General features: G+C 61.9%; 12 protein-coding genes. 11 read left to right on the top strand and 1 reads right to left on the bottom strand.

Annotated features, from left to right (window positions below; genetic code table 11):
* The first annotated feature begins 12 nt into the window (after positions 1 to 12).
* Genes ACFFT4_RS13920 through ACFFT4_RS13910 form a run of 3 tightly spaced genes read left to right on the top strand, consistent with a single transcriptional unit; the run spans position 13 to position 3,138 of the window.
* Positions 13 to 909 (top strand): ABC transporter permease, encoded by an 897-nt coding sequence (locus tag ACFFT4_RS13920; protein ID WP_378048554.1) that lies wholly within the window; start codon positions 13 to 15, stop codon positions 907 to 909.
* A gap of 16 nt (positions 910 to 925) precedes the next feature.
* Positions 926 to 1,807 carry a carbohydrate ABC transporter permease gene (locus ACFFT4_RS13915; RefSeq protein ID WP_378048552.1) on the top strand — a complete coding sequence of 294 codons (882 nt, stop codon included), beginning with the start codon at positions 926 to 928 and terminating at the stop codon, positions 1,805 to 1,807.
* Between the two features lie 32 nt (positions 1,808 to 1,839).
* Positions 1,840 to 3,138 carry an alpha-glucosidase/alpha-galactosidase gene (locus ACFFT4_RS13910; RefSeq protein ID WP_378048550.1) on the top strand — a complete coding sequence of 433 codons (1,299 nt, stop codon included), beginning with the start codon at positions 1,840 to 1,842 and terminating at the stop codon, positions 3,136 to 3,138.
* Positions 3,139 to 3,237: 99 nt separating this feature from the next.
* Here the strand turns inward: ACFFT4_RS13910 and ACFFT4_RS13905 are convergent, their stop codons facing one another.
* Entirely contained in the window at positions 3,238 to 4,014 is a 777-nt protein-coding gene (locus ACFFT4_RS13905) for an ABC transporter ATP-binding protein (RefSeq protein WP_378048548.1), read from the bottom strand.
* 205 nt (positions 4,015 to 4,219) lie between these two features.
* Between ACFFT4_RS13905 and ACFFT4_RS13900 the strand changes: the two genes are divergently transcribed.
* The 8 genes from ACFFT4_RS13900 (at position 4,220) to ACFFT4_RS13865 (ending at position 12,313) form a co-directional block, all read left to right on the top strand.
* Positions 4,220 to 5,032: an ABC transporter permease gene (locus ACFFT4_RS13900; RefSeq protein ID WP_378048547.1), complete on the top strand. Its 813-nt coding sequence runs from the start codon at positions 4,220 to 4,222 to the stop codon at positions 5,030 to 5,032.
* Positions 5,033 to 5,067: 35 nt separating this feature from the next.
* Entirely contained in the window at positions 5,068 to 5,955 is an 888-nt protein-coding gene (locus ACFFT4_RS13895) for an ABC transporter permease (protein WP_378048545.1), read from the top strand.
* A 40-nt stretch (positions 5,956 to 5,995) separates the two neighbouring features.
* A complete protein-coding gene (locus tag ACFFT4_RS13890) occupies positions 5,996 to 7,639 on the top strand; it encodes an FAD-dependent oxidoreductase (RefSeq protein ID WP_378048544.1) in 1,644 nt (547 codons plus the stop codon).
* On the top strand, positions 7,636 to 7,968 hold the full coding sequence (locus tag ACFFT4_RS13885; protein WP_378048542.1) for a 4Fe-4S binding protein: 333 nt from the start codon (positions 7,636 to 7,638) through the stop codon (positions 7,966 to 7,968). The genes ACFFT4_RS13890 and ACFFT4_RS13885 overlap by 4 nt, the downstream gene beginning before the upstream one ends.
* Positions 7,969 to 7,991: 23 nt before the next feature.
* Complete coding sequence (locus tag ACFFT4_RS13880; RefSeq protein ID WP_378048540.1) at positions 7,992 to 9,053, top strand: ABC transporter substrate-binding protein; 1,062 nt, start codon at positions 7,992 to 7,994, stop codon at positions 9,051 to 9,053.
* Between the two features lie 277 nt (positions 9,054 to 9,330).
* Positions 9,331 to 9,900 carry a MarR family winged helix-turn-helix transcriptional regulator gene (locus tag ACFFT4_RS13875; protein ID WP_378048538.1) on the top strand — a complete coding sequence of 190 codons (570 nt, stop codon included), beginning with the start codon at positions 9,331 to 9,333 and terminating at the stop codon, positions 9,898 to 9,900.
* Positions 9,901 to 9,928: 28 nt separating this feature from the next.
* On the top strand, positions 9,929 to 11,311 hold the full coding sequence (locus ACFFT4_RS13870) for an aryl-sulfate sulfotransferase (protein WP_378048536.1): 1,383 nt from the start codon (positions 9,929 to 9,931) through the stop codon (positions 11,309 to 11,311).
* A gap of 24 nt (positions 11,312 to 11,335) precedes the next feature.
* A complete protein-coding gene (locus ACFFT4_RS13865; RefSeq protein WP_378048535.1) occupies positions 11,336 to 12,313 on the top strand; it encodes an aldo/keto reductase in 978 nt (325 codons plus the stop codon).
* Positions 12,314 to 12,414: the final 101 nt, after the last annotated feature.

Genomic DNA, 12,414 nt, shown 5'->3' with positions numbered 1-12,414 from the left:
GGCGGATAACGCATGAAAAGCAGAAGCTTCCGGGAACTGCCTTTGCACCTGATGATCCTGCCGGGATTCGTGCTGGTGTTCATCTACAGCTATGTTCCGATGGCGGGCATAATGATGGCCTTCGAACGGCTCGTTCCGTCCAAGGGGATGTTCCTGTCCCCTTGGGTCGGCTGGGCGAACTTCGAATATATGCTGCGCATGCCCGACATCGCCCGGGTGCTGGGGAATACGTTCCTGATCGCGGCGATGAAGATGGCGGCGGGCATCGTCGTTCCGGTGACGTTCGCGCTGCTGCTGAACGAGGCGAAAAACCGGCTATTCAAGCGCGGCGTGCAGACGATCGTCTATTTTCCGCATTTTCTGTCATGGATTATCCTGAGCGGCATTCTTATCGACATTTTATCGCCGTCCACGGGGATCGTTAACGGTCTGCTGGGCTGGCTCGGGCTGCCGGCGGTTTATTTTCTCGGAGATCCCGGCTGGTTCCCGTTTACGATGGTCGTCTCCGATACGTGGAAGGAGTTCGGCTACGGCACGATCGTCTATCTGGCGGCGCTGGCGGGCATCAATCCGGCGCTGTACGAGGCGGCGGAGATGGACGGAGCGGGCAGAATCCGGCAGACGCTGAGCGTAACGCTGCCCGGCCTGCTGCCGATCATCGTGCTGATGACGGTGCTCAGCCTCGGCAACGTGCTGAACGCGGGCTTCGACCAGATTTTTAACCTGTACAGCCCGCAGGTGTACGAGACCGGCGACATCATCGACACGCTGGTGTACCGGATCGGCATCGAGAACGCCAATTACGGCGTGGCGACGGCGGTCGGACTGTTCAAATCGGTCGTCTCGTTCGTCATGATCGGCGCGTCCTATATGCTGGCTTACCGGCTGACGGGCTACCGGATTTTCTAAGAAAGGGGGAGACGTCGTGGTTGGGGCTTCATTCGGCAGGCGGTTGTTCATCGTATGCAACTACTTGTTCTTATTGGCGGTGGCCGCCGCCTGCCTGCTTCCCCTGCTGAACGTGCTGGCGATTTCCTTCAGCTCCAGCTCGGCCGTGGCCGCGGGGCAAGTGACGCTGTGGCCGGTCGAATTCAGTCTGAAATCGTACGAATTCGTGATCGGGAAGCCGGAATTCGGCAATGCGTTTCTCATCTCCGTGCTGCGGGTCGCGGTCGGCATGCCGCTGAACATGCTGCTGACGATTCTGATCGCGTATCCGCTGTCCAAGGACCGGAGGCAGTTCCGCTTCCGCAACGCGTACGCCTGGTATTTCGTGCTGACGATGCTGTTCAGCGGCGGCCTTATTCCGTGGTTTATGACGATTAAAATGACCGGCATCCTCGATACGTTCTGGGCGCTGATTCTGCCGGGCGCGGTTCCGGTGTTCAACGTGATCCTGCTGCTCAACTTCTTCAAGTCGCTGCCGGACGAGATCGAGGAGGCGGCGGAGATCGACGGGGCGGGCCGCTGGCAGGCGCTCTGGCGCATCGCCGTGCCGCTGTCGGCTCCGGCCATCGCCACGCTGACGCTGTTCTGCATCGTCACGCACTGGAATTCATGGTTCGAGGGCCTCATTCTCATGAACAGGCCGGAGCATTACCCGCTGCAGAGCTACCTGCAGACCGTTATCGTCGGCCGCGACATGGCGCTGATGACGGCGGCCGACGTCGCCAGATGGGCGGAAATATCCGACCGCACGTCGAAGGCCGCACAGGTGTTCGTCGCGATGCTGCCGGTGCTGCTCGTGTATCCGTTCCTGCAGAAGCATTTTGCCGAAGGGATCGTCATGGGCAGCGTGAAGGGATAACTATTCATACCTCAAAGGAGCAGAGAGAAACTATGCTGAAAATCGCCTTTATCGGAGCGGGCAGCACCATCTTCGCCAAAAACGTGATCGGGGACTGCATGCTGACGCCGGCTTTGGCCGACGCGCATTTCGCGCTGCACGACATCGATCTCCAGCGGCTCAAGGAATCGGAGACGATGCTGCAGAACCTGAACGCGAACCTCGGAGGCCGGGCGACGGTGCAGGCGTACGCCGACCGCCGGGAGGCGCTGAAGGGCGCGACCTACGTCGTCAACGCGATTACGGCCGGCGCGTTCGAGCCGTACATTCTCGGGGATCACGAAATTCCGCGCAAATACGGGATCAAGCAGACGTATGCGGACACGCTCGGCGTCGGCGGACTGATGCGGGCGCTGCGCACCGCGGGTCCGATGCTGGAGTTCGCGAAGGACATGGAGGAGCTGTGTCCGGACGCGTGGTTCCTGAACTATACGAATCCGATGGCGATTCTGACCGGAGCGATGCTGCGGGGGACCGGAGTCAAGACGGTCGGTCTGTGCCACAGCGTGCAGGTGTGCGCCAAGGAGCTGCTGGAAGGGCTCGGCATGGACGCCGAGGGCGTGCGCTGGCGGATCGCCGGCATCAACCACCAAGCCTGGCTGCTGGACATTACGCGGAACGGCGAGGACCTGTATCCGGAGATCAAGCGGCGGGCGGCGGCGCGGCCGGGACCGCACGACGACATGGTCCGCTACGAGATCATGAACACGTTCGGCTATTACGTGACGGAGTCGAGCATGCACGGCGCCGAATACGTGCCTTATTTTCTCAAGAACGCCTATCCGGAGCTGCTCGAGCGCTACAACATTCCGACGGAAAATTACAAGGGATGGGGCAGCAGCAGGCAGGAGTATTGGGACAAAGTGATGAACGGGCTGGTGAACGACCGGTCGATCACGCACGAGCGGACGCACGAATACGCCTCTTACATCATGGAAGCCATGGAGACGAACGTGCCGTTCTCGATCGCGGGCAACGTGCTCAACACGGGCGGTCTCATCTCCAATCTGCCGGAGGAGGCGTGCGTGGAGGTGCCGTGTCTGGTCGACGCCAACGGCATTACGCCGACCCGGTTCGGCGCGCTCCCGCCGCAGTTGGCCGCTCTGAACCGGACGAACGTCAACATGCAGCTGCTGGCGATGGAAGCGGTGCTGACCGGCAAGAAGGAGCACGTCTACCACGCCGCGCTGCTCGATCCGCATACGTCCGCGGAGCTGCCGATCGATCGGATCAAGGCGCTGGTCGACGACATGCTGGAGGCGAACCGTCCGATGCTTCCGGATCTGCAGTAATCGAAGCGCTCTGTTAACGCAAACGGGATTGCCGCCTGGCTGCGGGTCGTTAACGACCCGCGCTCGGCGGACAATCCCGTTTTTTCGTTCGGCCGCGGTTCAGATGCCCGCCCCTTGCGTGAACACCGGCTCCTCGACCGACTCGAACTGGCTCAGAACCTTCAGGCGCGCGCTCTGGAAGTCCGGGCTCGTCTTCTTGCGCGGATAGGCCATCTCGATGGGCACGATCCGGCTGATCTCGCCCGGGCGCGGCTTGAGAATGACGACCCTCTCGCCCAGAAACACGGCTTCGTCGATATCGTGCGTAACGAACAGCATCGTCGTTCGGTTGTTGCGCCACACCTCGAGCAGAACCTCCTGCATATGCGCTCTCGTGAAGGCGTCCAGCGCGCCGAACGGCTCGTCGAGCAGCAGGATTTTCGGCTTGCGCAGCAGCGCCCTGGCGATGGAGACGCGCTGCGCCATGCCTCCCGAGAGCTCCCGCGGATAGGCTTTCTCGAAGCCTTGAAGCCGCACCAATTCGATCAATTCGTCGACATCGCGCCGCACCTCTTTGTTGGAGAGAGACAGGTCCGAAGCGATGTTTTTCTCCACCGTCAGCCACGGGAACAAGCGATGCTCCTGGAAGATAAAGCCTTTGTCGATGCCCGGCTTGTCGATCGGGGAGCCTTCCAGTTCGACCGAACCCGCATACTGCGTGTCGAGCCCGGCCACGATTCGCAGCAGCGTGCTTTTGCCGCATCCGCTCGGGCCGATGATCGTAATGAATTCTCCTTCCCTTACGGACAGATCGATGTTCTGCAGAGCGGTAACCGTACCTTTGGCGCCGACGAATCGCTTGCTGAGTCCTTCTATTTCCAGCAGCGGGTTAGCCATGGGACCATCCTCCTTATAATTATTACTATACCGATGAGATTAATGGAAATAACGTACCATCTTCTTTACCGGCTGTCAACAAGTCATGGGGGAGCTTTTCTTTTAAAAATCCCACTTGACAGGTAGGTATTATTGGATTACTATTCGATTAATCAACAATAATTAAATTAGTGTTAAAGTATTTTTGGGAAAAGGAGGGATGGAAATGAACGGTCGAGCCGTCGTTCGGGCCGGTCGCGGCTATGGAGAAAGGCCAGGCAAGTGGACGCTGGCGGGCTTGGCGCTTATCGTGCCGCTGTCCGTGCTGGCGCTGTGGCAGCTGTTCGGAGATTTGGGTTACATCTCGAGCCTGATGTTTCCTACCCCGGCCGTGATCGCGCAATCGTTCGTCGATCTGGCGGCTTCGGGAGATTTGTGGGCCCATTTCAAGATCAGCGTGTGGCGGGCGCTGACGGGGTTCGTCCTCGGAGGGGGATTGGGGCTGGCGTTCGGCGTGGCGGTCGGATTGTTCCGCCGGACGGAGAAGCTGCTCGATCCTTCCTTCCAGATGATTCGCATGATTCCGAGTCTCGCCGTCGTTCCGTTATTCATCTTCTGGTTCGGGATCGGAGAACAATCCAAGGTGCTGTTAATCGCCAAGGGCGCATTTTTCCCCATCTACCTCAATACGTTCCTGGGCATTCGCAACGTCGACAACAAGCTGTTCGAGGTCGCGAGGGTGCTCGGCTTCAGCCGCATCAAGCAGATCGTCAGGCTGGTGCTGCCGGCGGCGGTTCCGAGCATCCTGCTCGGAGCAAGGATATCGATGGGGCTGGCTTGGCTGGGGCTTGTCGTCGCGGAGTTGATCGCCTCCACGGAAGGCATCGGGTATATGATGTCCGACGCTCGCCAGTTCGCGGATACGCCGGTCGTGTTCGTCGGGATTTTCGTCTTCGCCGCGGCCGGTCTGGCCACCGATACGTTCATTCGCGTAATCGAGAGCCGGCTGCTGCGCTGGAAGGATCGCTATAAAGGATAGGCGGCCGACAAGCAGGCTGCGTGGGAGGAAGAACTATGGGCAATCGAGTGGAAGCTCTGGTACGGCCGACGGGCCGCAGGGAGAACGCGAAGGAAGCTGTCGAAACCCCCTCGGCGCCGGCGCCCGTGCAGGAAACCGGCAAGCGGACGGATTGGCGGCTGACGCTGCTTAAGGATTTCGGGCAGGGGGCGCTTATTCCGCTGTTGATTTTGCTGGCCTGGCAAATCGGAGGAGAGCTCGGCTGGATATCCCGCGATTTCCTGCCTTCGCCGCTGGCGATCGCCGAGTCGTTCGCCGGATTGGCGGGCTCGGGAGAACTGCTGCATCATCTGGGCGTAAGCGCGGGAAGAGCCGGATTGGGCTTCGTCGTCGGAGGCGGACTGGGGCTTGCGCTCGGCATCGTGACCGCGACGATCCGCAGGCTGGAGTATTTGCTCGACCCGAGCCTGCAGGTGCTTCGGCTCGTGCCGCACCTGGCGATCGCGCCGCTGATCATCCTGTGGTTCGGCTTCGGCGAGACGTCCAAGGTGGCGATTATCGTGAGCGGTTCGTTTTTTCCGCTATACGTGAATACGTTCCTGGGCATCCGCAACGTCGACGGCCAACTGCTCGAGGTCGCCCGCTCGCTGGAGTTCAGTCGGACGAAGCGGCTGCTGAGGCTGGTGCTGCCGGCCGCGCTGCCGAACATTCTGGTGGGACTAAGACTGTCGCTGGCCGTCTCCTGGATCGGGCTGGCCGTCGCCGAATTCGTCGGATCGACGAACGGAATCGGTTTTCTCATTAACGAGGCGAAGCAGAACGGTCAGCCTGAGGTGATCTTCGTCGGCATTGCGATTTTCGCGGTTGTAGGCAAGCTGGTCGACTCCGCCGTCAGGCTGCTGGAGCGCAGATGGCTGCATTGGCGGGACAGCTATCAGGGCTAAAGGCTAAGGTACGCACCTAATTAAAGGAGGCTGTTCGAAAATGACAATTCTAGCAACGGCAAAGGGACAATTAAGCTTGGAGACGGACGTGCTGGTTATTGGCGGAGGTCCGGCGGGAACGTGGGCGGCGATCTCGGCGGCGGCCAAAGGGGTCAAGGTCATTCTCGTGGACAAAGGCTACTGCGGCTCCAGCGGAGCGACGGCCCCGTCCGGAACGGGGGTCTGGTACATCGAGCCCGAGCGGGATAAGCGGGAGGAGGCCAAAGCGAGCCGATATGCGATGGGCGGGCAGCTTGCGGAGCACGGCTGGATGAACCGGGTGCTGGATCGCACGTACGAAAATATGAACAAGCTGGGCAATCTCGGATACCCGTTTCCGGTCGACGCCAACGGCAATCCTCACAAGCGCGGTCTGCAAGGACCGGAATACATGAAGCTGATGCGCAAGCTCGTGCAGAAATCCGGCGTGAAAATTCTCGATCACAGCCCGGTGCTGGAACTGCTCGCGGACGATCACGGCGTCGGGGGCGCGGCGGGCGTCAATACGCAGACGGGCGAAGCCTGGAGCGTTCGCGCGGGAGCGGTCGTGATCGCGACCGGAGGCTGCGCGTTTCTGAGCAGGGCGCTCGGCTGCAACGTGCTGACCGGCGACGGTTATCTGTTCGCGGCGGAAGCGGGCGCGGACCTGTCAGGGATGGAGTTTTCCAACGCTTACGCGATCTGCCCGACGTTCTCCTCCGTAACCAAAACGGCCTATTACAGCTATGCGAGCTTTTATTACGAGGACGGCACGATCGTCGAGGGCGCCGGCTCCAAGCGCGGCCGCTCGGTCATCGCCCGCAATCTGCTGGCCGGACGCCAGGTGTACGCCAAGCTCGATCAGGCGCCGGAGGATCTTAAGCCGCTGCTGCGGGTGGCGCAGACGAATTTCTTCCTTCCGTTCGACCGCCGCGGCATCGATCCGTTCCGCGACCTGTTCCCGGTCACGCTGCGGCTGGAAGGCACGGTGCGCGGCACGGGCGGCATTCGCATCGTCGACGAGACGTGCGCGACGAAGGTGCCCGGCCTGTACGCGGCTGGAGACGCCGCGACGCGCGAGCTGATCTGCGGCGGCTTTACGGGCGGCGGCAGCCACAACTCGGCCTGGGCGATGTCTTCCGGCTCGTTCGCCGGAGAAGGCGCGGCGGGATATGTGCTTAAGCTGGGCGATTCGGCGAAATCCCGTTCGCTCAGGGGATTGTCCTCGCAGTCGCTGGCGAACGGCTCCGCGGACGGCGAAGCGGCCCGTTCCCGCACGCAGGAATACGTGCAGGCGGTGCAGGACGAGGTGAAGCCGTACGACCGCAATCTGTTCCGGACGGAGCAAGGGCTGTCCGCTTCCCTCGGACGTCTCGACGGCTTATGGAGAGCCCAGCGAGAGAGCGTAGTGGCCGTCAGTCCGGAAGGCGTCAAAGCTCGCGAAGCCGCGGCAATGACGGCGACGGCCAGATGGATGTATCATTCGGCGCTCGCCCGCAAGGAGACGCGGGGGATGCATAAGCGGGAGGATTTCCCGACGATCGACGGCGGCCAGCGCCATCGGCTGACCAGCGGCGGTCTCGACGAGGTGTGGGTGCGCGAGGAGCGGGTGGCGGACGAAGCCGCCTTGTCGGAACGGCCGGTTAAGGAGAGGGTGACGGTATGATCGAGATTGTCAGCTCGTCTCGCTGCGTGTCCTGCAATCAATGCGTATCGGTATGCCCGACGAACGTCTTCGACAAAGGCGAGGACGGCATTCCCGTCATCGCCCGGCAGGACGATTGCCAGACTTGCTTTATGTGCGAATTGTACTGTCCGGTCGACGCCCTGTACGTCTCGCCCGATTCGGAAGGCGTCATGGGCGTGACCGAGGAGGAATTGGAGGAAGCGGGCTTGCTGGGCGGCTATCGCGAGAAAGTCGGCTGGGGCAGGGGCAGGGTTCCGGTATCCAAGCACGACTATATGTATCAATTATCGGTCAGATCGGGATTCTGACTTCCTGGGAGGAGCTGGCGGAGATGAGGGAGAGAGACGGATACGGGACGCGCAAGAAAAAGCGGGGGTGGACCGCGACGCTGCTGGCGGGAGCGATCGCGCTGGCGCTAATCGTGCAAGGCTGCGGAGCCAAGGAGGAGAAGCCGGCGTCCGCGCCTTCGACGGGCGGGGCTTCCGCTTCGTCCGGCGAGCCGGTACGCAACGTGCCCGAGGTGCTGAACTACGGCTACATCGGCCTCAACGATAAAAACTACGCTCCCGGCGCGGAAGGCTGGGGCCTGTACAAAGGAATCATCCAGGACGAATTAAAAAAGTACGGCATCAAGGAAGTGAAGCTCACCGGTTTCCCCAACGGACCGGACCAGACGGAATCCCTGATCAGCGGGCGGCTCGACATCGGCAATCTCGGAGACACGCCGGCGATCATCGCGCGGGCGGGCGGAGCCAAGACGAGGCTGATCTCTCAGCCCAACACACGGACGATCGGTTACGTAATCGCGGGGCCGAACGGCCCGAAGACGATTCAGGAGCTGCAGGGCAAGACGCTGGCGATTCAGAAAGGCTCTTTCATGCACCGTTATGTCGTCGGCCTGCTGAAGGATGCCGGAGTGTCCGACTACAAGCTCGTGCACATGCTGATCCCCGACGCTCAGGCCGCGCTGGCCAACGGCAGCGTGGACGCGATGACCGATACGGGAGTTACGGCGCTGAAGTCGCTGGAGGGCGGCAATATCAAGCTCGACGTTTCGACCGACCACCCGGAGCTGCTCGGAACGAGCTCGACGGTCGTGTCCGAGGACTATCTGAAGAAGTTCCCGGATTTCCCGAAAGTATGGAACGAGGCCCGCGAGAAGGCGTTGGCCGATCTGCAGCAGCACCCGGAGGAATACTATCAATTCCTGGCCGATTTCCAGAAGACGACGGTCGACATCGTGAAGAAGCTGAGCCCGATCGAGGATATCAAGGATACGGCGTTTACCGACGACGGCCTGAAGCTGCTGGAAGGCACGAAAAACTTCCTCGTCGAGGAGAAGCTGGCGAAGAACGACTTCGCGATCGAGGACTGGGTTCTGAAAGCCGAATAAAGGGACGGCGAACATACAAGAGAAGCACCGGCGGAAGGGTTCCGCCGCGTGCTTTTTAAACCGTTATCGGAGGCTGAACGCCGCCGGCGAAGGCCGGCTTGGCGTCCGTTCGGATGCGGCGGCAGAGGGGAAATGATATAATGGGTGGAACGGGGCGTCCCGTAAGCCGCTTCATGCCGGACGGCGATGTTTCCCGTCGCGGTCCCGAACGGCTTGCGGAATCTCTCCAATCGGTACGGGACTTGGGTTGTGCAGGCTAAGGGAGGCAATCGGTAGAATGACAGACGAGCGGGAACCCTTTCGCGCGGAGAGGCCCTATGCGGAGCTGCTGGAGGAGGCGGATTGGCTGTTCCGCCGGGTCGTGCGAAGATTCGTGAAGGAAAGAGACCGGATCTCGGTCGAAGGCGTCGCGCTGCCGGGCCTGCTGATCCTGCAGAAAATCATTCGCGAGGGCGAGCAGCGGCTGGGAGATTTGGCGGAGGAGCTGGACTTTACGTCCGGAGCGGTCACCGCCTTGTGCGACAAGCTGGAGCGGGAAGGCTTGGCGGTCCGCCGCCGCAAGGAAGAGGACCGAAGAACCGTTACGCTGGATATTACGCCGCAAGGCAGGGAGATGGTGCAGCGCAATCGCAATATCGGCTCCCGCTGCACGGAGGTGCTGTTTTCCGGGATCCGGGAATCGGAGCTGATCGAACAGCTCGGGATGCTGCGCCGCATGATGGCGAATCTCGGCCATTATTCCGAGACGATTAACGCGCTCGCCAGGGAGAATGCGGAGGCCGCGTCCGCCGGCAGGGAGCCGGAGGACGAATCCGTGCCGGGAACGAGCCGCTTCCTGACCTACTAAGCGACGCGCCGCAGCGGAGGAGATGCGCATGGGAAGACCGACGAGCTATCCGACGGGCGCGACTCTTTACGATCCCGGGCGCGCCTGGAGCGGATACACTTTCTATCAGGCGCCGGAACTCGGCGCGCTGCTGATCGATATGAACGGCAGGGAAATCCGGCTGTGGAGCGGGTTGAAGGGCCAGCCGAACAAAATGCGCCCGGGCGGAAACGTTCTGGGCAGCACGGTCCTGCGCGATTCCCGCTACGGCATGCAGGACCAGGCGGATGTCGTGGAGGCGGATTGGGACGGACGGATCGTCTGGAAGTTCGACTGCCACGAATATATCGAGGATCCCGGCCAGCCTGCCCGCTGGATGGCACGGGCGCATCATGACTATCAGCGCGGCGGCGATTCCGTCTACTATTCGCCTTGCGAGACGCCGGAGTCGGAGAAGGAGCAGACGACGCTGATTCTCGCCCATCGCAACGTGTCCGTGCCGGCGATCTCCGACCAGCCGCTGACGGACGACGTGCTGCTGGAAGTAGACGGGGCCGGCCGCATCGTATGGGAGTGGCTTGCCAGCGACCATGTCGGCGAGCTTGGTTTCGGCGCCGAAGCGAGACGTGCGATGCGGCGCAACCCGAACGTGCGCCGCAAAGGCGTCGATCCCGGCCTGTGGCTGCACATGAACGCGGCCTCCCGGCTCGGGCCCAACCGGCACTACGACGACGGGGACGTCCGGTTCCATCCGTCGAACATTCTCTGGTCCGCCCGCGAGGCCAACGTTATCGCGATTACGGACCGGGCGACGGGAGCCGTCGTCTGGCGGCTCGGGCCCGATTACGAATCGTCGCGGTGGCACGCGCTCGGCTGGATTATCGGCGCGCATCACCCGCACCTGATTCCGAAGGGGCTGCCCGGCGCAGGCAATTTGCTGCTGTTCGACAACGGCGGCTGGGCGGCATACGGCGCTCCGCACGTCTCGTCCGTCGACGGCCTGAAAACCGCGCTGCGCGACTATTCCCGCGTGCTGGAGCTCGATCCCGTCACCTTCGCCGTCGTCTGGCAGTACGGTCCCGCCGAAGCGGGCCACGCGATGCCGCAGGACGCCAACCGCTTTTACAGCCCGTATCTGGGCTCCGCGCAGCGGCTGCCGAACGGCAATACGCTCATTGCCGAAGGGGGCGGCGGACGCATCTTCGAGGTGACGCGGGAGCACGCGCTGGTATGGGAGTACATATCGCCTTACAAGAACGCCCGCGGGTCGAATCCCGTCGACCGGGCCTACCGCATTCCCTACGAATGGCTGCCGCAGCTTGCCCGTCCGGCGGAGACGCCGATCGTTCCGCCGGACATCGCGGATTGGCGCGTTCCGGGCGCGGCGGGCCGCGGAGCGGAGACGACCGTAAGGCTGAACGCCGATTCATGAGACGAGGAAGGAGTTATCTACCCTATGAAGCTGAAAGTGATTAACCAAACCGATCTTACCGCTTCCGTCATCTCCCTGGGAACGTCCGATCTTGGAGCCTCCGTCCCGGAGCGGGAGTCGGAGGAACTGCTGAACCTCTATACGGACCGGGGCGGCAACTTCGTGGATACCGCGGAAGTATACGCGAACTGGCTGCCCATCGAGCCCAGCAGCAGCGAAAGATTTCTTGGCAAATGGATGAAATCGCGGGGCAACCGGAACGACCTGATCGTCGCGACGAAAGGGGGACATCCGCGGCTGGACTCGATGACGGTCCGGCGAATCAATCCCGCGGATATCACCGTCGACGTGGAAGGCAGCCTGCGCAGATTGGGCGTCGATCACATCGATCTGTATTACCTGCATCGGGACGATCCGGGCGTTCCGGTCGAAACGATCGTAGAGACGCTGGAGAAGTTCGTCCGCGAGGGCAAAATCCGCTACTACGGCTGCTCGAACTGGACGATCGCCCGCGTCGAGCAGGCGAACGAATACGCCCGCGGCAAAGGCTATATCGGCTTCGTCGCCGTGCAGAATCTGTGGAATCTGGCGGAGGTCAATCCCGGCGCGATCCAGGACCCGACGCAGGTCGTCTCCGACCGGGAATTCGTCGAATGGCATCGCCGCACCGGAATCGCCGCCATTCCGTACAGCTCGCAGGCGAACGGATTTTTCAGCGGCCGGCATCGCCGCAATACGGCGGCCGAATTCGCCGGCAGCGGAGTCGTCCGCACGTACTACAGCGAGACGAACTTCGCCCGTCTGGAGCGGGTCGAGCGGTTGGCCCGCGAGCTCGGCGCTGCCTCGACGCAGGTCGCGCTCGCTTATTTGCTGGCCCATCCGTTCCCCGTCTTCCCGATCGTCGGCTGCAAGAAGAAGGAGCATCTGCTGGACAGCTTGTCCGCGGCCGATCTCGAGCTCGACTACGACACCGCGGCCTCGCTGGCCGTCGAAGCCGACTGAGCGGATTATTGCCATCCTGTTGTCCTTCCGCGGCCCGCTTGCGAGCCGTACATCAAACCCGTCTACGGAAACGATCCGCTCCGTAGGCGGGTTTTTGCGCT

Origin of the sequence: Cohnella cellulosilytica (assembly GCF_042431195.1) — a bacterium.
Classification (GTDB): Bacteria; Bacillota; Bacilli; order Paenibacillales; family Paenibacillaceae; genus Cohnella; species Cohnella cellulosilytica.
This window is presented reverse-complemented; position numbering and strand designations above follow the sequence as displayed.

Coding starts and splice junctions, on each gene's coding strand:
- ACFFT4_RS13870 (WP_378048536.1), top strand. CDS start 9,929: ATGGGAAGACCGACGAGCTATCCGACGGGCGCGACTCTTTACGATCCC.
- ACFFT4_RS13895 (WP_378048545.1), top strand. CDS start 5,068: ATGGGCAATCGAGTGGAAGCTCTGGTACGGCCGACGGGCCGCAGGGAG.
- ACFFT4_RS13910 (WP_378048550.1), top strand. CDS start 1,840: ATGCTGAAAATCGCCTTTATCGGAGCGGGCAGCACCATCTTCGCCAAA.
- ACFFT4_RS13875 (WP_378048538.1), top strand. CDS start 9,331: ATGACAGACGAGCGGGAACCCTTTCGCGCGGAGAGGCCCTATGCGGAG.
- ACFFT4_RS13880 (WP_378048540.1), top strand. CDS start 7,992: ATGAGGGAGAGAGACGGATACGGGACGCGCAAGAAAAAGCGGGGGTGG.
- ACFFT4_RS13865 (WP_378048535.1), top strand. CDS start 11,336: ATGAAGCTGAAAGTGATTAACCAAACCGATCTTACCGCTTCCGTCATC.
- ACFFT4_RS13900 (WP_378048547.1), top strand. CDS start 4,220: ATGAACGGTCGAGCCGTCGTTCGGGCCGGTCGCGGCTATGGAGAAAGG.
- ACFFT4_RS13890 (WP_378048544.1), top strand. CDS start 5,996: ATGACAATTCTAGCAACGGCAAAGGGACAATTAAGCTTGGAGACGGAC.
- ACFFT4_RS13920 (WP_378048554.1), top strand. CDS start 13: ATGAAAAGCAGAAGCTTCCGGGAACTGCCTTTGCACCTGATGATCCTG.
- ACFFT4_RS13905 (WP_378048548.1), bottom strand. CDS start 4,014: ATGGCTAACCCGCTGCTGGAAATAGAAGGACTCAGCAAGCGATTCGTC.
- ACFFT4_RS13885 (WP_378048542.1), top strand. CDS start 7,636: ATGATCGAGATTGTCAGCTCGTCTCGCTGCGTGTCCTGCAATCAATGC.